This window comes from Cupriavidus basilensis OR16, assembly GCF_000243095.1.
GTDB classification, from domain to species: domain Bacteria; phylum Pseudomonadota; class Gammaproteobacteria; order Burkholderiales; family Burkholderiaceae; genus Cupriavidus; species Cupriavidus basilensis_D.
Map to the genome: position 1 here is coordinate 52,174 of NZ_AHJE01000098.1, position 25,157 is coordinate 77,330.

18 protein-coding genes, 2 tRNA genes and 4 pseudogenes are annotated in these 25,157 nt (G+C 64.5%); 9 read left to right on the plus strand and 15 right to left on the minus strand.

The window, feature by feature from the left end; all coding sequences use genetic code 11:
• Positions 1-395 precede the first annotated feature (395 nt).
• Positions 396-472, minus strand: a tRNA-Arg gene (locus OR16_RS29910).
• Between the two features lie 123 nt (positions 473-595).
• Here OR16_RS29910 and greB point away from each other — a divergent pair.
• A complete protein-coding gene (greB, locus tag OR16_RS29915) occupies positions 596-1,165 on the plus strand; it encodes a transcription elongation factor GreB (RefSeq protein ID WP_006162411.1) in 570 nt (189 codons plus the stop codon).
• A gap of 94 nt (positions 1,166-1,259) precedes the next feature.
• Here greB and OR16_RS29920 read toward each other — a convergent pair whose 3' ends face one another.
• The 4 genes and pseudogenes from OR16_RS29920 to OR16_RS29935 form a co-directional block, all read right to left on the minus strand.
• On the minus strand, positions 1,260-3,677 hold the full coding sequence (locus OR16_RS29920; protein ID WP_006162412.1) for a RelA/SpoT family protein: 2,418 nt from the start codon (positions 3,675-3,677) through the stop codon (positions 1,260-1,262).
• A gap of 257 nt (positions 3,678-3,934) precedes the next feature.
• On the minus strand, positions 3,935-4,138 hold the full coding sequence (gene rpoZ, locus OR16_RS29925; RefSeq protein ID WP_006162413.1) for a DNA-directed RNA polymerase subunit omega: 204 nt from the start codon (positions 4,136-4,138) through the stop codon (positions 3,935-3,937).
• A gap of 84 nt (positions 4,139-4,222) precedes the next feature.
• Positions 4,223-4,876 (minus strand): guanylate kinase, encoded by a 654-nt coding sequence (gmk, locus tag OR16_RS29930; protein WP_006162414.1) that lies wholly within the window; start codon positions 4,874-4,876, stop codon positions 4,223-4,225.
• A 5-nt stretch (positions 4,877-4,881) separates the two neighbouring features.
• A pseudogene (locus OR16_RS29935) lies at positions 4,882-5,824 on the minus strand (YicC/YloC family endoribonuclease).
• A gap of 178 nt (positions 5,825-6,002) precedes the next feature.
• On the opposite strand from OR16_RS29935, the pseudogene OR16_RS29940 reads away from it, so the two are divergent.
• The 5 genes and pseudogenes from OR16_RS29940 to hemW all read left to right on the plus strand — a co-directional run bounded on the left by OR16_RS29940 (position 6,003) and on the right by hemW (position 10,940).
• Positions 6,003-7,060, plus strand: a pseudogene (locus OR16_RS29940) (serine/threonine protein kinase).
• Between the two features lie 181 nt (positions 7,061-7,241).
• Positions 7,242-8,156, plus strand: a complete 915-nt coding sequence (locus OR16_RS29945) for a PP2C family protein-serine/threonine phosphatase (protein ID WP_006162417.1) — start codon at positions 7,242-7,244, stop codon at positions 8,154-8,156.
• 187 nt (positions 8,157-8,343) lie between these two features.
• The gene (rph, locus tag OR16_RS29950) at positions 8,344-9,063 is read left to right on the plus strand and encodes a ribonuclease PH (protein ID WP_006162418.1); all 720 of its coding nucleotides are present in this window, start codon (positions 8,344-8,346) and stop codon (positions 9,061-9,063) included.
• Positions 9,064-9,076: 13 nt separating this feature from the next.
• The gene (gene rdgB / locus OR16_RS29955) at positions 9,077-9,694 is read left to right on the plus strand and encodes an RdgB/HAM1 family non-canonical purine NTP pyrophosphatase (RefSeq protein ID WP_006162419.1); all 618 of its coding nucleotides are present in this window, start codon (positions 9,077-9,079) and stop codon (positions 9,692-9,694) included.
• Positions 9,691-10,940 (plus strand): annotated as a pseudogene (hemW, locus tag OR16_RS29960) (radical SAM family heme chaperone HemW). The gene rdgB and the pseudogene hemW overlap by 4 nt, the downstream one beginning before the upstream one ends.
• Before the next feature lie 81 nt (positions 10,941-11,021).
• Here the strand turns inward: hemW and OR16_RS29965 are convergent.
• Positions 11,022-11,531, minus strand: coding sequence for a glycine zipper 2TM domain-containing protein (locus tag OR16_RS29965; RefSeq protein WP_006162420.1), 510 nt, complete (start codon positions 11,529-11,531; stop codon positions 11,022-11,024).
• Between the two features lie 273 nt (positions 11,532-11,804).
• Between OR16_RS29965 and OR16_RS29970 the strand changes: the two genes are divergently transcribed.
• Positions 11,805-11,894, plus strand: a tRNA-Ser gene (locus OR16_RS29970).
• A 283-nt stretch (positions 11,895-12,177) separates the two neighbouring features.
• On the opposite strand, the gene OR16_RS29975 is transcribed toward OR16_RS29970, so the two are convergent.
• From OR16_RS29975 to gudD, 9 genes and pseudogenes are all read right to left on the minus strand, one after another.
• Positions 12,178-15,294: a pilus assembly protein gene (locus OR16_RS29975; RefSeq protein ID WP_237717275.1), complete on the minus strand. Its 3,117-nt coding sequence runs from the start codon at positions 15,292-15,294 to the stop codon at positions 12,178-12,180.
• Positions 15,295-15,324: 30 nt separating this feature from the next.
• Positions 15,325-15,753 (minus strand): pilus assembly PilX family protein, encoded by a 429-nt coding sequence (locus OR16_RS29980; protein ID WP_006162422.1) that lies wholly within the window; start codon positions 15,751-15,753, stop codon positions 15,325-15,327.
• Positions 15,754-15,797: 44 nt separating this feature from the next.
• Positions 15,798-16,856 (minus strand): PilW family protein, encoded by a 1,059-nt coding sequence (locus OR16_RS29985; protein ID WP_100228010.1) that lies wholly within the window; start codon positions 16,854-16,856, stop codon positions 15,798-15,800.
• Positions 16,857-16,866: 10 nt separating this feature from the next.
• Entirely contained in the window at positions 16,867-17,451 is a 585-nt protein-coding gene (pilV, locus tag OR16_RS29990; protein ID WP_006162424.1) for a type IV pilus modification protein PilV, read from the minus strand.
• Complete coding sequence (locus tag OR16_RS47465; RefSeq protein WP_423739695.1) at positions 17,451-17,873, minus strand: GspH/FimT family pseudopilin; 423 nt, start codon at positions 17,871-17,873, stop codon at positions 17,451-17,453. The genes pilV and OR16_RS47465 overlap by 1 nt, the downstream gene beginning before the upstream one ends.
• 81 nt (positions 17,874-17,954) lie before the next feature.
• A complete protein-coding gene (locus OR16_RS30000) occupies positions 17,955-18,374 on the minus strand; it encodes a type IV pilin protein (RefSeq protein WP_006162426.1) in 420 nt (139 codons plus the stop codon).
• 1,230 nt (positions 18,375-19,604) lie between these two features.
• Positions 19,605-19,979 carry a hypothetical protein gene (locus OR16_RS30005; protein WP_006162427.1) on the minus strand — a complete coding sequence of 125 codons (375 nt, stop codon included), beginning with the start codon at positions 19,977-19,979 and terminating at the stop codon, positions 19,605-19,607.
• A 191-nt stretch (positions 19,980-20,170) separates the two neighbouring features.
• Positions 20,171-20,845, minus strand: a pseudogene (locus tag OR16_RS30010) (Bug family tripartite tricarboxylate transporter substrate binding protein); the annotation flags it as partial.
• Between the two features lie 151 nt (positions 20,846-20,996).
• A complete protein-coding gene (gene gudD, locus OR16_RS30015; protein ID WP_006162429.1) occupies positions 20,997-22,376 on the minus strand; it encodes a glucarate dehydratase in 1,380 nt (459 codons plus the stop codon).
• Positions 22,377-22,606: 230 nt separating this feature from the next.
• On the opposite strand from gudD, the gene OR16_RS30020 reads away from it, so the two are divergent.
• Complete coding sequence (locus OR16_RS30020; RefSeq protein ID WP_043421697.1) at positions 22,607-23,353, plus strand: FadR/GntR family transcriptional regulator; 747 nt, start codon at positions 22,607-22,609, stop codon at positions 23,351-23,353.
• 199 nt (positions 23,354-23,552) lie between these two features.
• Positions 23,553-25,130 carry an aldehyde dehydrogenase (NADP(+)) gene (locus OR16_RS30025; RefSeq protein ID WP_006162431.1) on the plus strand — a complete coding sequence of 526 codons (1,578 nt, stop codon included), beginning with the start codon at positions 23,553-23,555 and terminating at the stop codon, positions 25,128-25,130.
• The last annotated feature ends 27 nt before the right edge of the window (positions 25,131-25,157 follow it).

The window sequence follows — 25,157 nt, forward strand, 5'->3', positions numbered from 1 at the left end:
CCGCCGCCAACGGCAAATTGGTTCGCGGTACGCCCGGCGTGCGGCGGCGGCGCGCGGCATTGGTGGCATTGACGGCTATGGCCAGCAGCACGGCACAGGCAAACCATGGCAAGGGTCGCATCGCAAGACTCCCCAAAGGAAAGCGCGATCGCTCGGCCTCGCGGGCCAGGAAGCAGCAGCACGGGAGCGATCCGCTTATGAACGCGAATGAGATACGCACCGGGCCAAGATTAGCGACGTGACGATCGGCGCGCGATGAGACGAATCTCAATCGCGGCCATTGCCGTAGACGCGCGCGGAACGCCGTAGAATGGACAGGGCGGACCGGGAAGCGGGATTGACGAAGCAGAAATGAAAAAAGAGCTTCCATTTCTGGAAGCTCTTTTCGCAATGAGTGGTGCGGCTGGCAGGATTCGAACCCACGACCCCTTGGTTCGTAGCCAAGTACTCTATCCAACTGAGCTACAGCCGCACTCGAGAAAGAAATTATAACGTACTTTTGGCGCTTGAGAACCCCCCTACCCCACTTTTTTTGCTTTTCCCTCCGGCAAGCCACCGCTTCCTATAATGACAGCCCCGCAGATGTGATCGGATCATGAACAAGGCATTTGTCAAAGAATCATCCAGCGACGAGGACGACGACCTTCCCGAAGGCGCCGCCCCGCTGCCTCCCGGCACCAAGAACTACATCTCGGCGCAAGGCTACCAGCGCTTGCGCGACGAACTGATGCACCTGATCGACACGGCGCGCCCGGAAGTGGTCCAGATCGTTTCGTGGGCCGCGTCCAATGGCGACCGCTCCGAGAACGGCGACTATCACTACGGCAAGAAGCGCCTGCGCGAAATCGACCGCCGCATCCGCTTCCTGACCAAGCGCCTGGAGAAAGCCGAGGTAGTGGACCCTTCCCTGCAGGGCGACAACGACCAGATTTTTTTCGGCGCCACCGTCACCTACGCCGACCAGGCGGGCGAGGAGACCACCGTGACGATCGTCGGCACCGACGAGGTCGACCTGGACAGCAACCACGTGAGCTGGATCTCGCCGATCGCGCGCGCGCTGCTCAAGGCGCGCGAGGGCGATACGGTGCCGCTGCGTACGCCGGCCGGGGTGGAGCAGATCGATATCCTGAAAGTCTGCTATCCCGAGAAGCAGGTGGAGCAGTAGCGAGAAGCAGGTGGAGCAGTAGCCGCCGCGCAACCGGAAAAGCACAGAGCCCGGCTTGGCCGGGCTCTGTGCTTTGCGGGGCGCAACGACAGCGTCAGCCGTCGTTACGGTCGCGGAAGATGCGGATGACATCCGGGTTGCGCCTGAGCGCCCGCATCACGTTGGCCAGGTGCAGGCGGTTCTGCACCTGGATGATGAACTGCATGTAGGTGGCCTCCTGGTGGCCGCCTTCCTGCTGCTCCATGGCCACGTGCGCGACGTTGGCGTCGGCCGAGGTCAGGTCGGCCGCAACGCGGGCCACGATGCCCTTGACGTTGCGTACCATCACCTTGATGGACACATCGAAGGAGCGCGTGGTCTTCTTCGCCCACATCACATCGATCCAGTGCTCCGGATCCTTGCTGTGCAGGCGCTTGGCGATCTTGCAATCCTGCACGTGGATCTGCAAACCTTCGCCCTTGCCCAGGTAACCGACGATGGAGTCACCGGGAATCGGACGGCAGCATGACGAGAAGATCATCGACATGCCCTCGTCGCCGGTGATCGGCACCGCCGGGGCCTCTTCGCCGGCAAACGTCTGCACCGCCGCCAGCAGCGCGCTGTCGACGTCGCCGGAAAGCTCCTGCAGCAGGATCTCCATGCGCTTGGCCACCACGGCCGGCACGCGCCGCCCCAGCGCCAGGTCGGCGAAGATGTCCTCTTTGTGCTTGTTGCCGGTCCACTGCACCATGCGGTCCCACACCGACTGCGGCAAGGCCTTGAGCTCGATGCCGAGCTGGCGCGCCGCCTGCTCGAGCAGGCGTTCGCCCAGCTGGATGGCTTCGTCGAGCCGGGTGGTCTTGAGGTAGTGGCGGATGGCCGCGCGCGCCTTGCCGGTGCGCACGAACGCCAGCCACGCCGGATTCGGCTTGGAGTACGGCGCCGTCACCACCTCGACGATATCGCCGCTCTTGAGCTCCGTGCGCAGCGGCAGCAGCTCATTGTTGATCTTGACTGCCACGCACTGGTTGCCAAGGTCGCTGTGCACGGCATAGGCGAAGTCGAGCGCGGTGGCGCCACGCGGCAACGCGCGGATATGCCCCTTGGGCGTGAACACGTAGACCGCATCCGGGAACAGGTCGATCTTGACGTGCTCGAGGAATTCCTGCGAGTCGCCCGTCTGGCTCTGGATATCGAGCAGCGACTGCAGCCACTGGTGCGCCTGCTGCTGGATATCGTTGGCCTGGTCGGCCTGGTGCTTGTACATCCAGTGCGCGGCCACGCCGGCTTCCGCGATCTGGTGCATGTCGCGGGTGCGGATCTGGAATTCCACCGGCGTGCCGAACGGGCCCACCAGCGTGGTGTGCAGCGACTGGTAGCCGTTGATCTTGGGAATGGCGATGTAGTCCTTGAACTTGCCGGGCATGGGCTTGTACAGCCCGTGCAGCGCGCCCATCGCCATATAGCTGTGCATCTGGGTTTCCACCACCACGCGGAAACCATACACGTCGAGCACCTGCGAAAACGACAACTGCTTGTCGTGCATCTTGCGGTAGATGCTGTAGAGCGTCTTTTCACGCCCCGACAGCTCGGCCACGATGCCGGCATCGCCCAGCGCCTTTTGCGCGGTTTCGAGAATGCGCTTGACCACTTCGCGCCGGTTGCCGCGAGCGGCCTTGACCGCCTTCTCCAGCGTGGCATAGCGGAACGGCGAACCGACCTTGAAGGACAGCTCCTGCAGTTCGCGGTAGGTGGTGTTGAGACCGAGCCGATGCGCGATCGGCGCGTAGATCTCCATGGTTTCGAGCGCAATCCGGCGCCGCTTTTCCGGCGGCACGAAATCGAGCGTGCGCATGTTGTGGGTGCGGTCGGCCAGCTTGACCAGGATCACCCGCACATCGCGCGCCATCGCCAGCAGCATCTTGCGAAAGCTCTCCGCCTGCGCCTGCTCGCGGCTCTGGAATTCGAGCTTGTCCAGCTTGGTCAGGCCATCGACCAGCTCGGACACCTTGGGGCCGAATTTTTCCGCCAGCTCGCTCTTGGTGATGCCCTGGTCTTCCATCACGTCGTGCAGCAACGCCGCCATGATGGACTGCACATCGAGCTTCCAGTCCGCGCACAACTCCGCCACCGCTACCGGGTGCGTGATGTAGGGCTCGCCGCTCTGCCGATACTGGCCGAGGTGAGCCTCATCCGAGAACTGGAAGGCTTCGCGCACGTGCGCCTGGTCCGCCGGCTTGAGATAGGCGAGCTTCTCCATCAGCCGGGTGATCGAGATCACCTGCTGGCGCGGGGGCACTGCCGGTTGCGAGGTCGGGCCGAAGAAGTGACGGTAGGACTGCGCCAGCACCGCGTCAATGAAGAGCGCGTCACCCGGCGCGGCGCCCTGCGGCGCCCCGCTCAGCTCACTTTCGGCGGCGGCCTGCGCGGCTCGCGCCTTGCCAGCACCCATCGCGGGCGCAACGGCGCGCTCGCCAACCACATCGTTGCCAAGCGGATCAGGAAGATTGGGAGCGCCGGTACGCGCCGTCACGGTCGACTGACCGGGCGCGGCGCGCTTGCGCTGAACGGGTGGCACTGCATCGCCACTCGCCTCGCCAGGAGCTTCTCCGCGCGATCGCGCCGGCGTGGCCGTGGGGCTGGCCGTCGCGACAGGGGAGGAAGGCTGGGAGGAAGACATGTGGGCGGCTTCTGTAATCTGGCTGGTTAAGCAAGTACGCGAACAAGTACGTTAGCAGAGTCTCAATGCAAAGGTACGCGTTGCTAGGACTGGCCACCGCCGCCCGAAAATCAGGTCGGTACCTTCTTGAGCATCTCGATGCCGATCTGGCCCGAGGCGATCTCGCGCAGCGCCACAACCGTGGGCTTGTCCTTGGCCTCGACCTTGGGAGTGTGACCCTGCACCAACTGACGGGCCCGGTAGGTCGCCGCGAGCGCGAGCTCGAAACGATTCGGGATGTGTTTCAGACAATCTTCGACGGTAATACGCGCCATATGTAATCCACCTCGGGACAAAACCTTATGCGATGCCGGCTATTTTACAGCACGCGGCAAGAAACGTTCCCGCCGCGCTCCGGATCAATGAATGCCGAGCTCGATGAAGAGGTCGGCGTGACGCGCCTTTTGCGACGAAAACCGCAGACGGGTGGCGCGGATGACGCTGCGAAGCTGTTCGAGCGCGTGCTCGAAAACCTCGTTGATGATGACATAGTCCGACTCGGACGCATGGGCCATCTCGCTGCCGGCTGCCAGCAGGCGGCGCACGATCACATTGGGCTCGTCCTGGCCACGCTTGTTCAGGCGTTCTTCAAGCGCTTGCAGCGACGGCGGCAGGATGAAGATCTCCATGGCGTTGGAAAAGCGCTGGTGCACCTGCTGCGCGCCCTGCCAGTCGATTTCCAGGAGCACATCGTTGCCCTGGGCCATCTGGTGCTCGATCCACACCCGCGAGGTGGCGTAGTAGTTGCCATGCACCTCCGCCCACTCGAGGAATTCGCCGCGATCGCGCGCCGCGCGGAAGGCGTCCACGGTGGTGAAGTGGTACTCGCGGCCATCCTGCTCGCCGGGGCGCGGCGCGCGGGTGGTGTGCGAGATGGACAGGCGAATGGCCGGGTCCTGCGCCAGCAGCGCGTTGACCAGGGTGGACTTGCCGGCGCCGGAAGGCGCCACCACCATGAACAGGTTGCCGGGGTAGGCGGTGTCGATGGCGACGTGGGACGACGTTTCACTCATGATGATCATTCTAGGTTCTGAATCTGTTCTCGCATCTGCTCGATCAGCAGTTTGAGCTCCATGGCGGCATCGGCCAGTTCCTTGGCCGCTGACTTGGAGCCCAGCGTGTTCGCTTCGCGGTTGAGCTCCTGCATCATGAAATCGAGCCGCTTGCCGACCTGCCCCGCCCTTGTTGAGGATATGGCGGGTTTCGTTCAGGTGGGCCTGCAGGCGCGACAGCTCTTCGGCGATGTCGATGCGGATGCCGTAGACCGTGGCTTCCTGGCGGATGCGCTCGCCGATTTCGTCGCGGCTCATCGAGGGCATGCCACCCGGCGCCACCAGGTTGAAAGCCTCCTGCAGGCGCTCGGTGAGCTTGTCCTGGTGATGGGCGATCAGTTGCGGGATGGTGGGCGTGAGGCGCTCGACGATGGCCAGCATGGCTTCGATGCGCTCGTCCAGGGTAGCCTTGAGCGCGTCGCCCTCGCGGCGGCGCGCTTCCAGCAGTTGCCCCAACGCGTCCTTGGCCGCGCCGGTGACCGCCTCGCGCAGGGCGTCCTGCGACAATTCGGGCTCCACCAGCACGCCGGGCCAGCGCAGGATCTCGCCCATGCGCAGCGAGCCCGCCTCGGTGAAGGTGCCCGCTACCGTGGCCTCGATCGAGCGGATCTGCGCCAGCAGGGCATCGTTGAGCGCCAGCGTGGTGCCACCGGCCCCGGCATCGGCGCGCTGCAGGTTGATGCGGCATTCCAGCTTGCCTCGCGACAGCTTCGCCATGAGCATTTCCCGCAGCGCCGGCTCGAAGGCGCGGCATTCTTCGGGAGCCCGGAAAAACAGGTCGAGGAATCGCGAGTTGACCGTGCGGAACTCCACCGAAACGGATGCGGTCCTGCCGGTGGGCGCGCCTTGCGCGTCCGTCAGCGGCGCCTGGCGCGTCGCCAGGCCGTAGCCTGTCATGCTGTGGATCATTGAGTAGTCTCGCGAAATGGCCATGTGGCCGCCTGGGTTCAATCAGCCTGGGGAGCCGGCAGCCCCGCAACCACGCCGGTTGAACGCCGAAAACAGGGCCCAAAAGGGCCGCTATTGTGTTCTTTACAAGTCATCGATTAGTCAGGACAATCCGGAGGCAATCAAGGTCCCGAATCCTATGACAGAGCCAAAGGGCGCATCACCTCCAAAGAGCGCACCGCTGCCCATCGGCACGCTGCTGTCCAACTATCGTATTGTAAAGAAGTTGGCCAGCGGGGGGTTCATTCGAGTTTCGTCTACCTGGCCACTGACGAGACCGGCTGCCCCGTCGCGATCAAGGAGTACCTGCCGTCATCGCTGGCACGCCGCAATCCCGGCGAACTGATCCCCGTGGTGCCCGAGGAAAGCGCGGCGTCGTTCCGGCTGGGGCTCAAGTATTTCTTCGAGGAAGGCCGCTCGCTGGCAAAGATTTCGCATCCCAGCGTGGTGCGCGTGGTGAATTTCTTCCGCGAGAATTCCACCGTCTACATGGTGATGAACTACGAGCTGGGCAAGACGCTGCAGGAGCACATCCTGCACGCGCGCCAGCAAGGCCGCGCCAAGGTGCTGCGCGAACACTTCATCCGCAAGGTCTTCCACGACCTGATGAGCGGCCTGCGCGAGGTGCATATCCACAAGCTGCTGCACCTGGATATCAAGCCCGGCAACATCTACCTGCGCGAAGACGAATCGCCCATCCTGCTGGATTTTGGCGCCGCGCGCCAGATCCTGACCATGGAAGCAGCGCGCTTCCAGCCCATGTACACGCCGGGCTTTGCCGCGCCCGAGCTATACGGCAAGCATTCCGAACTGGGGCCGTGGACCGACATCTACAGCCTTGGCGCCACACTCTATGCCTGCATGGCAGGCATGCCGCCCCAGGAGGCCAACCAGCGCGAGAAGGACGACCGCATGGCGGACTCCATCACGCGGCTGCGCGCCAGCTACACCCATGGCCTCGTGGACCTGGTCGAATGGTGCCTGCGCCTGACCCCTTCCGAGCGGCCGCAGAGCGTGTTCCGGCTACAAAAAGAGTTGCGCGAACAGACCAATGCGCTGGGCGAGCAGGCCACCGCGCCCGCCGTGACGGCCGCCGCCGAGCGCCCCCTGGCTAGCCGGTTCCTGACGCTGCTGCGCAAGCGTGAAGAGCCTGCGGCGGCAGCCCAGGCCAAGGAGGCCGGCACGAGCGGCGAATAAGGCACATAATGTGCGCCTTTATCGCGTCCTGTGCCGACCCCGGCCCTCGCCGCCGTCCGACGCCCTGCGCCCATTTACAACTATGATGAGAATCGTCGCCTCGCGCCCCACCCGCACGCCGTACCGGTGGCACGCGCATATGGCGCTTACGTCTCTCAAGAACTGACCCCCTACAGCCACCATGCGATTCTCCGTCTACCAGGAAAGCAGAAAAGGCGGCCGCCGCATCAACCAGGACCGCATGGGCTATTGCTTCACGCGGGATGCCCTGTTGATGGTGCTGGCCGATGGCCTGGGCGGCCACGCGCTGGGCGAAGTCGCCGCGCAACAAGCCTTGCAGACCCTGGCACGCCAGTTCCAGGCCCAGGCCCGGCCCTCGATCCGCAATCCTGCCGATTTTCTGCAGGACACCATCATGCTGGCCCACCGGGAAATCCATCGCTACGCCGAAGCCAACCAGTTGGCCGACGTCCCGCGCACCACCGTGGTCTGCTGCCTGGTGCAGAACGGGCAGATCCACTGGGCCCACGCCGGCGACTCGCGGCTCTACCTGGTGCGCAAGGGCAACCTGCTGACCCGCACGCGCGACCACTCCAAGATCGAGAACCTGCTGCAGCAGGAGCGCGTGCTGCCGATGGAGGTGGCCAACCACCCCGAACGCAACAAGCTCTACAACTGCCTCGGCTCGCCCAACCTGCCGCTGATCGATATCGGCGGCCCGCTGCGGCTGGAGCCGGGCGACGTGGCCCTGCTGTGCTCCGACGGGCTGTGGGGCAGCATCGAAGAGCAACTGCTGGTCGAAAAGGTGACCAACCTGTCCGTGGTGCACGCCATTCCGGACCTGATCGAGCAGGCACTGCACAATGCCGGCGACGGCGCCGACAACACGACCGCCATCGCCATGATGTGGGAGCTCGACGCCAATCTCTCCAACGAGGACTCGGTCGCCACCGAGACCCTGCCGCTCAACACGTTCACCACCTCGATCCTCGAGAACAACGGCGGCGATACCGACCTGCTCTCCGAAGAGGAGATCGAGCGCTCCATCGCCGAGATCCGCGCGGCGATCGACAAGACCAGCAATTTCATGCGCTGAACTCGCGCGGCCGGGCCCGCCCCCGAAGCCGGGGCGATCGCGGGCTAAAGTACCGCCCGCGCCGCAATGGCACGGGAATTCGCGGTCCCGGCCGGTGGAACCCGGGGGGAATTGATGGCGAACGCGCACGCGCCGCCCGGCGGCGTTAAAATCCGGGTCCTGAACTGATTCCCGAGAAAACCCCCACATGCGACCCAGCGGACGCGCAGCCGATGCGCTGCGCCCTATTACCCTGACCCGCCACTACACCCGTCACGCCGAAGGTGCTGTCCTGAGTGCCTTTGGCGACACCAAGGTGCTGTGCACCGCCAGCGTGCTGGCCAAGGTGCCTCCCCACAAGAAGGGCAGCGGCGAAGGCTGGGTCACCGCCGAGTACGGCATGCTGCCGCGCGCCACCCACACGCGTTCGGACCGTGAAGCCGCCCGCGGCAAGCAGACCGGTCGCACCCAGGAAATCCAGCGCCTGATCGGCCGGGCGATGCGCTCGGTGTTCGATCTGTCCGCGCTGGGCGAATTCACCATCCACCTGGACTGCGACGTGCTGCAGGCCGACGGCGGCACCCGCACCGCGGCCATCACCGGCGCCTTCGTGGCCGCCCATGATGCCGTCTCCGCGATGCTGCGCGACGGCCAGATCAAGGCTAGCCCGATCCGCGATTTCGTGGCCGCCGTGTCGGTCGGCATGGTGGATGGCGTGGCCGTGCTGGACCTGGACTATGCCGAGGACAGCAACTGCGACACCGACATGAACGTGGTCATGACCGGCAGCGGCGGCTTTGTTGAAGTGCAAGGCACCGCCGAAGGCGTACCGTTCAGCCGCGCCGAGCTCGATGCCATGACGCGCATCGCCGAGCAAGGCATCGCCGAACTGGTGGCGCACCAGCGCCGCGCGCTGGGCCTGGCCTGATAGGGTGAACGCAATGCAACGCCTGGTCCTCGCCTCCAACAACCCCGGCAAGCTCGGCGAGTTTGGCGCACTGCTGGCGCCGCTCGGCTTCGAGGTGATCCCGCAGGGGCAACTCGGCATTGCCGAGGCCGAGGAGCCCTTCGCCACCTTTGTCGAGAACGCCCTCACCAAGGCGCGCCACGCCAGCCGCCTGGCCGGCCTGCCCGCGCTGGCGGATGATTCCGGCATCTGCGTGGACGCGCTGGATGGCGCGCCGGGCGTCTACTCGGCGCGTTATGCGCAACTGGTGGGCAAGCCGAAGTCAGATGCCGCCAACAACGCGCACCTCATCTCGCAGCTGGCCGGCAAGCTCAATCGCCGCGCCTACTACTACTGCGTGCTGGTGCTGGTGCGCCATGCGGACGATCCGCGGCCGGTCATCGCCGAGGGCGTGTGGGCGGGCGAGGTGGTCGACGCACCGCGCGGCAACGCCGGCTTTGGCTACGACCCGCACTTCCTGCTGCCGCACCTGGGCAAGACCGCGGCCGAGCTGAGCGCCGAGGAAAAAAATGCCGTCAGCCACCGCGCGCTCGCGCTCAGGGCACTGACAGAGCGCCTGCAGGCCGCCGGCCCCAGGACTGGCTGCCCATGATTCCGATCGTTCCCCTGGCGTCCACGGGCGCCAGCGCCGGCGCGCCCGCCGATACCAAGTCACTGTGGCTGCAGCCGGGCCAGCTCGCGCTGCCCGGCTCCCCGCCGCTGTCGCTCTACGTGCATATCCCGTGGTGCGTGCGCAAGTGCCCGTACTGCGATTTCAATTCGCATGCCGTGCCCGGCGCGGTGGACAGCCACGACATCCCGGAAGACGCCTATCTGGACGCGCTGCGCGCCGACCTGGAGCAATCGCTGCCGCTGGTATGGGGCCGCCCGGTGCACACGATCTTCATCGGCGGCGGCACGCCCAGCCTGCTGTCGGCCGCCGGCATGGACCGGCTGTTGTCGGATATCCGCGCGCTGCTGCCGCTGGACGCCGACGCCGAGATCACCATGGAGGCCAATCCCGGCACGTTCGAGGCGGAACGCTTCGCGAGCTATCGGGCCAGCGGCATCAACCGCTTGTCCATCGGCATCCAGAGTTTCAACGACCGCCATCTCGCCGCGCTCGGCCGCATCCACGGCGGCGCCGAAGCCCGCGCGGCATCGGCATCGCGCTGGATAACTTCGACAACGTCAACCTCGACCTGATGTACGCGCTGCCCGGCCAAACGCTGGCGGAGTGCGCCGAGGACCTGGAAACCGCGTTGTCGTTCAACACCACGCACCTGTCGCTCTACCACCTGACGCTGGAGCCCAACACGCTGTTCGCCAAGTTCCCGCCGGCGCTGCCGGATGACGACAGCGCGTATGAAATGCAGGACCTGATCGAAGCGCGCACCGCGCAGGCAGGCTACATCCACTACGAAACCTCGGCCTACGCCCGGCCGCATCGGCAAGCGCGCCACAACCTGAACTACTGGCGCTTTGGCGACTACCTGGGCATCGGGGCCGGCGCGCACGGCAAGCTGTCGTTCCCGCACCGGGTGCTGCGCCAGATGCGCCACAAGCATCCCGCCACCTACATGGCGCAGGCCATGGCCGGCAACGCGGTGCAGGAGCAGCACGATGTCGGCGCCGCCGACCTGCCCTTCGAGTTCATGCTGAACGCGCTGCGCCTGACTGACGGCGTGCCGGCCAGCACGTTCTTCGACCACACCGGGCTGCCGCTGCACACCATCAGCCGCGACCTGGCCGCCGCCGAACAGAAAGGCCTGCTGGAAGCGGATCTCGCTACCATCAAGCCAACAGAACTGGGCCGGCGCTTCCTGAACGACCTCCAGGAGATGTTCCTGAAAGGTTGATCGCGCTAGCGCGCAGCCACAGGCAAAACGGCCACCCGAGGGTGGCCGTTTGCTTGCGTGCGCGGCGCGAAGCGATGCCGGTCAGTACGGCGTCGCCATGTCGTTGGCCACCTGGGCGCGGGAACCGACGCGCAGATTGCTGACGTTGCGCTGCGTCACGGTCGCCATGCGCCCATCGTCCAAGCGCACATTGACGCGATACACGGTATCGGTGCTGCTGCCTGCGCGCTTCTCGATCTGGTTGCCCGCCACGCCACCCGCCACGGCGCCGCCGATGGTGGCAATGGTATTGCCGGTGCCCCCGCCGATCTGGTGGCCCAACAAGCCGCCGGCCACGCCGCCGATCACGGTGCCGAGCAAGCCCGAGCTGTTTTGCTGCGTCGTCATCGGCTCGATCGATTCAACCCGGCCATAGAGCACCGAATTCGCGGGCGCCTGGTAGGTGTTGGTGCCCGGGGGCGGGGGCGGTGCCTGATAAGCTTGCTGCGGCGCGCCATAGCCACCGCCATATCCGCCACCGGGCGCCGCGCAACCGGCCAAGCCAACCACGGCGGCGGCCGCCGCCACGCCCAACAGAGTCTTGCCATTCATTGGTGATTCTCCTCGATTGACTGCTATTGCCTGGAACAGGAGGGTGCGCCCGCATGGGCACGATTCCCCTCACGCATGATAGGAGCATGAATCGGGATTGAAGGTTCCGTTGTGTCCGACAGGCACCGACAAGGCCACAGGCATTTTCCCATGCCCCCAGGCCGCGCGGCCTTGCTATAATGCGCCGCGCTGGCCGTTGCGCCAGCATCGAAGCAGCATGCCGCACGGACAGGGGCCTTCCCTGTTCGCGCTACAATGCCTGCTCTTCCCCCGGGAAGCGTGGCCGAGTGGTTTAAGGCAGCAGTCTTGAAAACTGCCGATGGGGTGACCCATCCGTGAGTTCGAATCTCACCGCTTCCGCCAATTTTTTGAATGGCTTTTTTATGCCAAATGGCTGCCATTTGGCATGACATCATCTGCGGGCATCGGAGGGATGGGTTTGGAAGACTTATGCCTCACGCTCAGGCCACTGATCGCTGATTTGCCCGCTCAAAAACTCCGCTTCATTGAATATGGCGTCGCCCGGAAACATGCCGGACGACTGCACTGGCCGCTCGGCCGGCGCTGGGTCGGTCTAGAAGTAGATGACGACGGGGCCTGAGAGCACTCGAGTACGACTGCCGACCGCCTGCGCTAAGCGCCGCCCCTAGTCGATAATCCCGCGCCAGTAAGTACGATAGCGACGACCCAACTTAGGTCCGGACGGCGTGTATACATTGGTGCCGCTGACGGCCGCCTGGTACGTATTGCCGCCAATCTGGACCGAAATCGGGACCGGCGTGGGCGCATAGCCGCCGCCGGTCAGCACTTGATAGCGATCTGCGGCCGTAAAGCCACCGTCGCCCGTGAGATCACTGGTGGAAGCGGCGGTCAGATAGTTCATCATGTAGTAGCGCGCTTCCCCGAGGTTTCCCGTACACGAATTGGTAGCCGCTGTGGCCGGGATGTTGGTGGTAAACATGACGGTGCCGGACAGCGTGGTGGAGCCGCTGACAACCTTCTCCCCCGCAGCGAGCGTCACGTACCAGCCGCTTGCCGTCGATAGCGCCGTCGTGGCGGCGGCGATCTGGGCTGGGGTGCCGACCTGCACCAGATCAGCGGTGGCGTCATAGAGTTGGCCTGCAACGCCCGTCGTGGCGCCTGCCACTCCTTCGGTGATGGGTGTCGAACGCACGGCGTTCAGGCTGTGGTCATCCTTGATCATGTAATACCGATTCTGGATGGTCGTATCGAACGGGTGCTCGCGGTCACCGGAGCCGATCAGCAGGTTATCGTTCGGGTTCAGCGCGGTGGCGGGCACAATGTCGGGCGCGAAAAGGAATTTACGCGCAGCAGCACCGCTTCCCCCAAGCGTGGCAAGCTTGGTCACGGTCCAGTTCGCCGGCGAGGCGTCGCCGATGTTAATGCGCCAGACGTTGGCGCCGGTATCGACCGCGTAGAGACGATCGATATAGCCATCGCGGTTGGAATCGTAGATCGCGACATTGGCGGGAATGGCGTAGGTCATACCCGGCACATTCAAACCCGCTGAGCCGGTGGTCGCGGCCGGGCCGGCCTGCCAGACCAGATTGCCGGTGGCAGCGTCCAGCACCATCACACCGCGGCCCTGAGTAGCAGTGCCTTGCACGATGGTGTCGTTGGCGGTGGCATCGTAGCCCAGCCCAAAAACAACTACCGGATTGCCCTGGTTGGCCTTCACCTTCGCGACGCGCAGGTCCGACCAGGTCTGCCCCAGCTCTCCAAAACCCGCATCGCTGGCGCTATGCCTCCACAGCAGCTTCGGGACGCTGGGATTGGTCACATCCAGGGCATAGATGAAGTTCCCGCCCCGACGCATGGTCAGGAACAGATAGGCCTTGGTGACCGTCCCGGTGGTGGGGTCCGACTCCGTGTAGGTCGTTGACGAACCATCCACGAAATAGGGCTTTGGCGCGGAACTCGAGATCAATGGCGCGTGGTTGTACATCCTGCCGAACTTCGGGAAATGCTCCGACGGAATGAAGCTCCACAGTTCCGCACCGCCGGCACTGCTCTGGCCACCCTTGACAGCATGCAACATGCCGTCGTTGGCGCCGTAAAAGACCACGATGTCGTCGGCAGTGCGGTTGTAGTTGATCACGGCCGGCCGGGAGTGCAGTACATCGCCATGGGCAAAGCCACGAATATTGTAGACGGGCGGGGCCGAAGGGTTGGCGACAAGGGGGTCATCCGCCAGGGTATTACCCCCTCGCACCCAATTGATGACAGGCTCGGTGTTGGCCCCGCTCGGCAGGCCGAGCATTGTGGCCACGATCGAAGAATTGCTGGTGCTGAATGGCGTGCCAGACAGGGAAGAGCCCGTCGTGCAACCGCCGGTGCAGGTGTAGACGTTGCGGCTCGCCTGATTCTGCGCAAATGTGGTACGCAGGTATTGCCCCACGCCGCCCTTTTCCACCAGATCTCCGTCCGGTGAATCCGAACTCCCTCCCACGCCCTGCGAATCCACGTAGTAATTGGGATCCCAGAAAGTGGAGGGATTGGTCCAGAAGCTGATCACGTTTGGGTTGACGAAGCCCGTTGTACTGCTCAGCACCTTCGCGCCAGCGCTATCGGCCATATACACGTTACCGGTCGAGTCCACAGCCAGTTGGTACTGCTTCAGGTTGCCGACCCAATTCGGCTTGGCGTAGGCGTCAGGGCGGAACGTGCCCAGGTATACCTGGTTCAGATAGGTGCCACGCACACTTACCGACACCGGCAAGGAAACCGAGGCGAAAACTGAGTTCACCGCCTGGATCTGAGCCAGGATATTGCTCAACGCCGTAGCCAGGGCGGTATCACTGCCGGCCTGGAAGTAGTCGCCACCGCCATTGCCGGCGACGCCCTGCATCATGGCCGTGAAAGCGGTATTCTGCTGCGCGTTGTAAGCGTCGATGGTGAAGGTGGTCACGGATCCGTTCGCGGCGGCCGCGCTACCGGCGCCGAGGTCCGGGCGCAACTTCAGGAAACGTGCCCAGGCAGCCTGGACATTCGAGATCGTGGAATACCCAGGGTATTTCGCCAGCGTGGTCGCGGCCGGGTCCGTGCTGGCGGGCACGGGCGGCAACTGGCCCTGTCGGTTGTTGCCGATGAAGATGATGTAGGTATGCGCGCAGCCGCTGCCGCCCATCGGGCTGTTGTAAGCCGAACCATTGGCAGAACCCTTGTAGGCAAAGCCCGAGGACAAGGCGCCAATGGCTGAGGTTGTTAGATTATCCTTGTTGGTGCCGGAATTGCCTGAGTAATCCGCGAGCGGGTCCATGCCCGCCCAACTGTTGGAACCTTTGAGATAGAGCCAGGCTTCGTACAAGGCGTTGGCGTAGTCGCCGGACGACTGGTCGACTTCTTCTTCGGGTGCATTGACATTGATGCCGGCAACGATGTTCTGCAGCGCAGTGTTATTGGCGGCCACGCTCATGTCGCGTATGCCATAGCGCAAGTAGCCGCCATCGCGCTTGTTTGCCAGGGAGAACATCATCAGGCCCACATTGGCCGGCTGCTTCAGGCCAGCCACAAAGTTCTTGATGGCCGTCAGTTCCGCCTGGCCCTGCGTTGCCGAGCCGACCCATTTCTGCGAAGCCTTCGACCAGTTGGCAGTGTTGTCCAGGATAAACAGGATGTTCGGCGCCGGCGATTTCACGCCTGGCGGCTGGTTGAAGATATCGGTGTCATCCGTGCGGCCGGTGATCGACACTAGCGCCAGCGAGGCCAGCACAACGAGCTTCAGCAGTCTCAACGTATTCACGGTGGCCCCCCGGGCACTACAAGTTGTTGTCTATGGACAGGTCGCAGTCGCATTCATCCGCACCCTGGCACCTTGATGCACGGTGACGGTGGTGCCGCTTCGATTGTCGGTTGCAACCGCACTGATGTCCCAATAGGTATCCTTCGGCGCCGAGTCCGCGAAGTCGACGCTGTAACCGTCCGCCGCAGTCATCTGCAAGCATGCCGGCTTGGTGGTCTGGACGGTGTAGTCCGCCACGCCGTCGTTATTGATATCGATGCTGAAAGTCTGCGCGGTGGGCGTGTAGAAATTGCTGACCGAGCCGATGATTTTCTCGATCGCCTGCTGCGCGGCGGCCGTAGCCTCGATTTTGGCTTGCTGGTTGCCCACGACTTTCAGGTTGGTCTTGCTCATGCGCACGGCCGAGACCACCATCAGTGTCAGGACAATCAACATGACCAGCCCCACCAGCAGGCTCATACCAGCCTGGCGAAGCCTGCCTCGGAATGATCGAAGCCTCATCTTCACTCTCTCCGGCTGCTGGGGTTGATGACGCGCACAACGCCGGTGTAGACGTGCCGCTTGAAATTGTCCGAGAAGGGGCCTACTGAGCCGGCTACTCCCATGCTGTAGGTCTTCGCCGCCAATGTGCTGTCAACAAAGGCGGACACCTCCGTGTTGCGCGCAAGCAAGCTGACCTGCACGGCCATGACATTGGGCCAGTCGACGAGCGCTGGCGCGGTTATGAAGGGAACGGCTGGCGCGCCCGCTCCGACAGCGTCGACGCCGTAGTCCAGTTGCAGGTTCTCGATACCGTCGACCAGTGGCGTCGTGACCCAGCTCGACGCGCCGCCCGCTACTGCGATTTCCAGGCGTTTTAGCGTCGGCACCGGCTTGCCGCCATCCGCGCCCGCGGTGCACGTAGTGGCGCCAGCGGCCAGGATGTTGCACGGGCTGATGAAGTAGATATGCTCGATGTAGCGGCGAAGCGCGGCCGGCGTGACACCATCGTTTTGCACCAGGGTGTACACGGAGGGGGTTGTCGGTGTAGGGTCCGGACCGACCGCCGTCACCGGCGTACCGGTGGGGGTAGTTTGCACATAAACCTGACCTGCCACGGCAGTGGCAAGCGTTGGCAGTATGTCGGTCGTTTCCAGACGGCGCACCACCAGGATATCCGTCCCTGCCACGTGATTTGCGTTCGGCAGGCACGCCGACAGCGGAGCCGGTACGGTGGCTGGAGCATCGTAACCCTGCATGGGCAAGGCGAAGGAATTGCCAATGCTGGTCTTGTCGAGTGCGCACGGATCCGGCAAGGCAGACAGCGCCGCAAACGTGCCGCCAAACTGGCCATAGTAGCCGGCATGCTGGATATCGTCCTCCAGCAGCGTAAATGCATAGCGACCGTTTTCAATCTGCCGGGCGGACTTGTCGAGCTCGGTGCGGGTGCTGCTCTGCTGGCTGATCAGCGCCGCGACACCTGCCATCAGGAACAGGCCGATCACGATTGCGATCATCAGTTCGACCAGCGAAAAGCCGGCGTGCTGGGAGCGCAAACGTGATGAGGCGGTTGACTTTGCCATGTATCGAGCCTCAGTTCAGGTTGGCAATCTGCAGCGTCGCGCTGACCACCCGCCGCCGGGCTTCGTCAGCGTACAGCCCCTTGCCGCAACCAAGGCCCGCGCCCGGCGCCACCGTCTTCCCCATGCCCAGCCAGGCCACGCTAACCAGATAGACGCCGCTGATGCTGTCATAGCTGACGCAGCCGCGCGCGCCGATCATGGCGCCGACGCTGCCACTGGCACTGGTTTCAGCCGCGCCGGCGAGCAGGCTGCCCCAGGTCGCAAGATCCCCGTTGGCCATGGTGTAGGCCTGGACAGTGCCAAGGGAGCAGGCTGGCGCGGCGGCCGCGCCAGTTCCAAGATAAGGCTGCCCGTTGACCGGATCGGTGGTGAAGGCATAACAGCCAGCGACCGACCGGTTGGCATTGATGCGGCCGATCATATCCTGCAGCAGGATCAGGGCCTGGGTGCGCTGGTACGACTCGGCCTCCGCGCGCTGGCTGGTCAACATCAGGCCCACAAGTCCCAGCAATCCGACCAGCAGGATGATCAGCGTAACGACAGCCTCGATCAGGCTGAATCCCGAGTGGCGGCATTTTGGCGGCGGCCTGCGCATCAGCAACTCCCTGCCTGGCTGCTAGGCAGCCCGCTCAAATCGACGTTGATGCAGCGCTGCGGTGCACTGGAGTTGGCCGCACTGATGCCAAAAGGGCTGATCGTGGCAGCGAGGCGGCCATTGCCGTTGTAGACGAGCCCGGCCACAGGACCTGTCATGGTCAGCCCCTGCAACGCCTCGTGCTGGCTGAGGGTGATGGCGCCACTTGTGACCGTCCAGCCGTTCTGCCAGCCGCCCGTCGCTGCAGCGACGGTCACGCCGCTATTGCGCTTTATCGCCTCGCTGCGGGCGTAGATCAATGCGGAGACAATCTCATAGCCAGCCGCCCGGATCCGCTGCCCCAATATGAAATCTCGAAAGTAGGGAGTGGCGATGGCCGCCAGAATAGCGACGATCGTCACTACAGTAATCAGTTCGATCAAGGTGAACCCCCGCTGCGTGCGTCTTCGCGCGTGCGGCACTTCTACCGGGCTGGGCAACATTTTTCCCTCCATGATCCACACTCACCAGCAACTGGCAACGGTGCCGCTGCCGCTGACCCCCTTGGCGCCGGTCTGGTCGATGGTGAGATTCATGCATTGGGTGTCGTTGGTAGCCTGCGCGCCGGTCGGCGTGGCGGTCACGAGATAGGTCGGCGGGGTAACAGCATTGCTGGCTGCCACGGTGACGTTGTAGTTCTTCGCCACTTCCGCGGGAACGGTGGCATAGCCGAGCGCCGTCATGGTGGTAGCGTATTGACGTGCGTCGAGGTTGTACTGCTCTTGCTGGTTGGCCACCCCAAGAATAAAACTCTGGGCGGCGGAGCGGTTGCTCCGGATCACGTATTGGATGTACGAGGGATAAGCGATGGCCGCGAGGATCGCGATGATGGCCACCGTGATCATCACTTCAATCAGCGTGAAACCCAACTGTGCGCTGACCATGCGCAAAACCGTTGCCGTCCTCGGTTCACCGGTGGTAAACAAGCGCGCAGCAAACATCGCGCCTGCCGGCTCTCGGCAAGAAGACTGACCCATGATTGACCCCGAAGTACGTTTATTTTTTGTATTCCAGTTCTTCCGGCTGATTTTAATGCGTGCTTCCGGACAGACTGTGCTTAATTTAGCAATTTGTGTGTGCCTCCGCCACTGATTCGTACGGGCCAACAGGATATTTGTCCGGCACGTAGCGAATTTCAGACAGCCACCGGCTGCCGTGTGCCGGCACGCCCATGCCTTCGCGATGCACGAGCGCAAAAAAGTGATTAAAGAGCATTAAATGCGTTGATAACGGGGAGGACGGACAAGCGGCCTCGGCCGATAGTTTTGCCGTTGATGGGCCAAGCTGCCTGCGCAGTCGCGACGCCCGCGCCCTTGGGTGAGCCGCGCCAGGCCGCCCTCCGATCCAGCCTGATGCACGTTAGGCGCCATCGTGATCGCCGGACGCATCGCGGCAAAAGAACCAACCCCAACTCCACGTGACTGGCGATTACTGCGACACGCGATTGTGGCGGAGCGGGCGTAACCGGAATAATCGATACTGAGTCACGGCCAGATAGCGCCAGCTGCCAGCGCAGGCGACGCCATGATTCCCCACATCACCACGGTCTTGAGCGGAGGGGCCAGGTACAGCCCAACGATATCGCGCGCCATCTCTGCAAACCACGGGTTGGTGGAGAATGTGAAGCCTCCCCCCCGCCTTTGTGGGTACCGGGCGCGCTTATCTGTTGACGAAAGAGCGCACTCCTGACCGCCCCCCCCCCCGCGGCCAGACCGGGCTGCAGCGAGCAATGGTCTCCGCTCAGCCTTCACGGGCGCTTCGGGATCGAAGCGCCTGACGTTCTGCTCTGTATCAGGAGATGATCAAAGCCGGTATTGCGACGCTTGCCGGCGACCAGACTGACGTAGCGCAGAACCCATTTGCCTTGCCCTTTGGCATTTGATGGGTGGAGCACAAGACCCGTCACGTGTCATTTCCACCTGGATGACGCGGGAACACATTGGGTAGTATTTTGAGCATATTTAACAAATAATTTATAAAAATATTTAATATTTTATTAAATTTCCCTAACTTGAATTCTCGCGGCCGCCGCTTCCGCCAGATTTTTTCTCCACGGCACAGTTGGCGCCTTCGTTACTCGTGGGGAATTATCCTCACGCTCCGCGCTGCCCGCTTCACCCTGGCTCGACCGGCGCCGTCAGCAAGCGATAAGCCTGCTCCTGCGTAATATCCAGCCGGTAGTGCCGGGCCAGCATGCGCGCGAAGTGATGCGCGGTGCCCGGCTCGCAGTGCCTCAACTGCTCGCGGTAGGCCTCCAACTCGAAACGCAGCCGCCAGCGCGGGCTTGCCAGGTAGAGCACGCCCATCAGGCCGCACCAGCGCCAGAACTGGCGCACATGCACCTTCTCGTGCTCGATCAGCGCGTGGCTCACGCCGGGCCGCACCAGGATCAGCGGCCCCGGCGCAAAGCCATCGAACCCGCGCGGAATCAGCCACCGGGACTTGGTCTCGATCAGCAGGCAGAGGGGGGATTTGCAGAAGCGGATCATGGCAGGCGACGGCAGTGCGCGAGCGCAGGGCGCGCATGGGCGTGTATAGCCCAAGCCTATCAGGTCACGCGGGCTCGCGCCCAAACCTGTCCGCCAGAATAAAAACGCCCCGCTTTTGGCGGGGCAAAGAGCAATGCCTGGATGGATCGCGTGCGCTTAGTCGATGCTGATCTTGCCGGCTTCGATCACGCCCTTCCAGCGGTCACGGCCAGCGCCTTGAGCTTGCCGCTGCGGATATGCTGGAGCACAGCATTCACGTTCTGGAACGACACATCGACCTGGCCGGCGAGCAGGTCGGAGATGGCCGGCGCCCCGCCCTTGTAGGGAACGTGGAGCCCGTCAGTGCCGGACTTCTGCCAGAACAGCGCGGCGGTCAAATGGTCCGACGAACCGGCGCCTGAGCTGGCGAACGCCACCTTGCCGGGATTCTTCTTCATGTACGCGACCAGCTCCTGCAGGTTCTTCGCAGGGAAATCCGGCTTGGTGACCAGCACGTTGGGCGCGCGCACGGCCACCGTCAGCAGGTCGAAGTCCTTGGCCGGGTCATAGCCCAGGTTCTTTTGCAGGAACGGGTTCACGGCGTAGACGCCGATCGATGCCACCAGCAGGGTGTAGCCATCGGCGGGCGCGCGCTTGACCATGGTCGCGCCGATCGCACCCGTGGCGCCCGGGCGATTGTCGATCACGAACGGCTGGCCGAGCTTTTCATTGAGCGGCACCGCCAGCATGCGCGCGATGGTGTCGGTGGAGCCACCGGCGGGGAACGGCACCACCACGGATACGGCCTTCTGGGGCCATGCCGGCGCGGCGGCCGCGGCGCTGCTCACGGCGCCCGTGGCGGTCAGTGCCGTCATGGTCGCGAGCATGGCGGCGGCAAGGCGGCCGAACTTGCGCCGCGCGGGTGCGCCAAGCGTGCCGGCGGTTGCCGGCCGGGCGTAAGCTTTGTTCATGGTTGTCTCCTGGTTCTTATGGGTTTTTCTTTGTATTCGCGTATTCGCGCGGGGCCGCGGATGCGGCTCACCGGACCATGCAGGGCGCCTTGTTGTTGAAGGTCCAGCCTGGGATCAGGAATTGCATGGCGACGGCGTCGTCGCGCGCACCCAGCCCCATGTTCTTGTAGCGCTCGTGCGCCAGCGCCAGTTGCTCCATATCGAGCTCCACGCCCAGGCCCGGCTCGGTCGGCACGGCCACCTTGCCGTTCTCGATCTTCAGCGGCGTCTTGGTCAGGCGCTCGCCGTCCTGCCAGATCCAGTGGGTATCGATGGCGGTGACGCGGCCCGGCGCGGCAGCGGCCACATGGGTGAACATGGCCAGCGAGATATCAAAATGGTTGTTGGAGTGCGAGCCCCAGGTCAGGCCCCACTCGGCGCACATCTGCGCCACCCGCACCGAGCCCTGCATGGTCCAGAAATGCGGGTCGGCCAGCGGAATATCCACCGACTGCAGGCGCACCGCGTGGCCCATCTGGCGCCAGTCGGTCGCGACCATGTTGGTGGCGGTGGGCAGGCCGGTGGCGGTACGGAACTCGGCCATGACCTCGCGGCCCGAGTAGCCCTCTTCCGCGCCGCACGGATCTTCGGCATAGGCCAGCACGCCATGCTTGTCGCGGCACAGGCGCACGGCTTCGGCCAGCGACCACGCACCGTTGGGGTCCAGCGTGATGCGCGCCTTGGGAAAGCGCTCGGTGAGCGCCAGGATGGCTTCCATCTCTTCGTCGCCGCGCAGCACGCCGCCCTTGAGCTTGAAATCGTTGAAGCCATAGCGCTCGTAAGCGGCTTGCGCCAGGCGTACCACGCCCTGCGCATCCATCGCGGCCTCATTGCGCAGGCGGAACCAGTCGTTGTCAGCCTCGGGCTCGCTGCGGTAGCCGAGCGTGGTGCGGTTGCGCTCGCCGATGTAGAACAGGTAGCCCAGCATCTCCACGGCATCGCGCTGCTGGCCTTCGCCCAGCAGCGCGGCTACCGGCACGCCCAGATGCTTGCCTAGCAGGTCCAGCAGCGCCGCCTCGAGCGCGGTGACGGCATGAATGGCGATGCGCAGGTCGAAGGTCTGCAAGCCGCGGCCGCCCGCGTCGCGGCTGGCGAAGGCGGTGCGAACGCGATTGAGCAGCGCCTGGTGGTTGCCGATCGACTGGCCGACGATAAGCTCACGCGCATCCTCCAGCGTCTGGCGGATCGCTTCGCCGCCGGGCACCTCGCCGACACCGGTATGGCCAGCGCTGTCTTTGAGGATGACGATATTGCGGGTGAAGAACGGGCCGTGCGCGCCGGACAGGTTCATCAGCATGCTGTCGTGACCAGCGACCGGCACCACGGTCAACTCGGTGACGACGGGCGTGCCCGCGACAGGCCCCGCCGACGACGCATCACGGGGGGCGGAAATGGGCGATTGGGTCATAGTGGATTCCGGCGAAGAGCGCTACGCGGCCTGGACTGGCTGCCAGCCATTGCGATTGCGCGGATTGTCTCGATCTGGAGGCGCCGGCTTGTTGCCGGCGACATGGTCATCGGTGCATGCCGCGCTTGGCATGAGCCGAGAGCTGGGAGACACCTGTTATCTGTCGTCATATAACTTATGACGCAGTATAATAAGGCCATTGCGATCCGGTCAAGCCCCAGCCCATCACCATGTCAAACCCGATGTTTGCCTCTACCACCCCGCTGCGGCGCCGCGGCCGCACGCTTGCCGAAGAGGCGGTGAGCAACCTGAGCGAGCGCATCCAGCAAGGCCAGCTTAAACCGGGCGACAAATTGCCGACCGAGTCCGAGATCATGGCCGCGCTCGGCGTCAGCCGCACCGTGGTGCGCGAAGCGCTGTCGCGGCTGCAGGCCAGCGGGCTGGTGGAAACCCGCCACGGCATCGGCACCTTCGTGCTAGCGCGCAGCGCCGAGAACGGCTCGCCCTTCCGCATCGATCCCGCCACCATGGGCACTGCCATGGACGTGCTGGCCATGCTGGAATTCCGTGTGAGCCTGGAAGCCGAGGCGGCCAGCCTGGCAGCCACCCGGCGCAGCGACGAGCAACTGGCGGCAATGCGCGGTGCGCTCGATGAGCTCAAGCGCACCGCGGCGGGCGGCGAAGATTCGGTCGGCGCCGATTTCGAGTTCCACCTGCTCATCGCGCGTGCCACCGGCAACCGCTACTTCACGGACATCATGGGCCACCTGGGCACCATGGTGATCCCGCGCAGCCGGCTGCATGTCAGCGCGCAGGAGCGCGAGCAGTACCTCGAGCGCGTCAATATCGAGCACGATAATATCTTTGACGCCATTGAGCGGCGCGACCCCGAAGGCGCCAAGGCCGCCATGCGCATGCACTTGACCAACAGCCGCGAGCGCCTGCGCAAGGCATCAGCGGCAGTGGAAGCCAGCTAAGGTTGGCCACCCGGAGGACCCGGCGGGACCAGGGTCTTCCTGCTTGCGGCTCAGGCATCTTATGTTGTAGGATGTCTTACAATAACGCCTAGCAAGACACGGCCGCAATGGCTATGCATCCCGCATCACATCCATGCCACCCCAAGCGCAAGCTACGGCGCGCTCCCCCTTGATCGCAGTTGAAAAGCAGGAAACGCTCATGACCCTTACCGGCGAAATGCTGATCGGCGCCAGCGCAGTGCGCGGCACCACCAAGATCCTCCATGCCACCAACCCGGCCACGGGTGACATCCTGGCACCGGAATTCCATGGCGGCGGCGCCGCCGAGGCCGAGCGTGCCTGCGCGCTGGCCGAGGCCGCGTTCGACACCTACCGCAACACGTCGCCGGAAACCCGCGCCAAGTTCCTGGAGTCGATCGCCAGCGGCCTGGAAGCGCTTGGCGATGTGCTGATCGAGCGTGCCCACGCCGAAAGCGCGCTGCCCATCGCGCGCTTGCAGGGAGAGCGCGCCCGCACCGCCGGCCAGTTGCGCCTGTTCGCCAGCGTGCTGCGCGATGGCCGCTGGCAATCCGCCACGCTCGACTCCGCCCTGCCGGAGCGCACGCCGCCGCGCCCCGACCTGCGTCTGCAGAAGATCGCGGTTGGCCCGGTGGCAGTGTTCGGCGCCAGCAATTTCCCGCTCGCGTTCTCCGTGGCGGGCGGCGATACCGCGTCCGCGCTGGCGGCCGGTTGCCCGGTCATCGTCAAGGCGCACTCGGCCCACCTCGGCACCTCCGAACTGGTCGGGCGCGTGATCCAGAAGGCCGTGGCCGATGCAGGCCTGCCGGAAGGCGTTTTCTCGCTGCTGGTGGGCGCGGGCGTGGCCATCGGCACGGCCCTGGTCGCGCATCCGTCGATCCAGGCAGTGGGCTTCACGGGCTCGCGCAGCGGCGGCCTGGCGCTGGTGCAGACGGCCAACAGCCGTCCCCAGCCGATCCCGGTCTATGCGGAAATGAGCAGCATCAACCCGGTGTTCCTGCTGCCGGCAGCCCTGGCCGCCCGCGGCGCGGAGATCGCGCGCAACCTGGTGGACTCGCTGGTCATGGGCGTAGGCCAGTTCTGCACCAACCCCGGCCTGCTGCTGGCAGTGGAAAGCCCGGCGCTGGATGTGCTGCGCCAGGGTACGATTGCCGCGCTGTCCGCCAAGGCGGCCGCAACCATGCTGACCCCCGGCATCAGCCAGGCGTACGACAAGGGCGTAGCCCAGCTCGGCGATATCGAAGGGCTGCGCCGCATCGGCAGCGGCCAGGCGGCCAGCGGCCCCAACCAGGCCCGCCCCGCGCTGTTCGAAACCACGGCCGCGCGCTTCCTTGCGGACCACCGCATGGAAGCCGAGGTGTTTGGCCCATCCTCGGTGCTGGTCGTATGCCGCGACCACGAGGAGATGCTGGCCGTGGCACGGCGCCTGGAAGGCCAGCTGACCGCCACAATCCAGGCGGATGCGGGGGATCATGCCGAGGCCGGCAGCCTGCTGACCGTGCTCGAGCGCAAGGCCGGGCGCGTGCTGTTCAACGGCTACCCGACGGGCGTGGAAGTGTCGTACGCAATGGTGCACGGCGGCCCGTTCCCCGCCACGTCCGACACGCGCGCCACCTCGGTCGGCGCATCGGCCATCGAGCGCTTCCTGCGTCCGGTGTGCTACCAGAACGTGCCGGCGGAACTACTGCCGCCCGCGCTCCAGGATGGCAACCCGCTGAACGTGTGGCGGCTCACCGACGGGCAACTGGCCCGCGACTGACCCCGCGTGCGCCACCATGGAAAAGGG

Coding starts and splice junctions, on each gene's coding strand:
- greB (WP_006162411.1), top strand. CDS start 596: ATGAACAAGGCATTTGTCAAAGAATCATCCAGCGACGAGGACGACGAC.
- rpoZ (WP_006162413.1), bottom strand. CDS start 4,138: ATGGCGCGTATTACCGTCGAAGATTGTCTGAAACACATCCCGAATCGT.
- gmk (WP_006162414.1), bottom strand. CDS start 4,876: ATGAGTGAAACGTCGTCCCACGTCGCCATCGACACCGCCTACCCCGGC.
- OR16_RS29945 (WP_006162417.1), top strand. CDS start 7,242: ATGCGATTCTCCGTCTACCAGGAAAGCAGAAAAGGCGGCCGCCGCATC.
- rph (WP_006162418.1), top strand. CDS start 8,344: ATGCGACCCAGCGGACGCGCAGCCGATGCGCTGCGCCCTATTACCCTG.
- rdgB (WP_006162419.1), top strand. CDS start 9,077: ATGCAACGCCTGGTCCTCGCCTCCAACAACCCCGGCAAGCTCGGCGAG.
- OR16_RS29965 (WP_006162420.1), bottom strand. CDS start 11,531: ATGAATGGCAAGACTCTGTTGGGCGTGGCGGCGGCCGCCGCCGTGGTT.
- OR16_RS29980 (WP_006162422.1), bottom strand. CDS start 15,753: ATGAGCCTGCTGGTGGGGCTGGTCATGTTGATTGTCCTGACACTGATG.
- OR16_RS29985 (WP_100228010.1), bottom strand. CDS start 16,856: ATGGCAAAGTCAACCGCCTCATCACGTTTGCGCTCCCAGCACGCCGGC.
- pilV (WP_006162424.1), bottom strand. CDS start 17,451: ATGCGCAGGCCGCCGCCAAAATGCCGCCACTCGGGATTCAGCCTGATC.
- OR16_RS30000 (WP_006162426.1), bottom strand. CDS start 18,374: ATGGTCAGCGCACAGTTGGGTTTCACGCTGATTGAAGTGATGATCACG.
- OR16_RS30005 (WP_006162427.1), bottom strand. CDS start 19,979: ATGATCCGCTTCTGCAAATCCCCCCTCTGCCTGCTGATCGAGACCAAG.
- gudD (WP_006162429.1), bottom strand. CDS start 22,376: ATGACCCAATCGCCCATTTCCGCCCCCCGTGATGCGTCGTCGGCGGGG.
- OR16_RS30020 (WP_043421697.1), top strand. CDS start 22,607: ATGTCAAACCCGATGTTTGCCTCTACCACCCCGCTGCGGCGCCGCGGC.
- OR16_RS30025 (WP_006162431.1), top strand. CDS start 23,553: ATGACCCTTACCGGCGAAATGCTGATCGGCGCCAGCGCAGTGCGCGGC.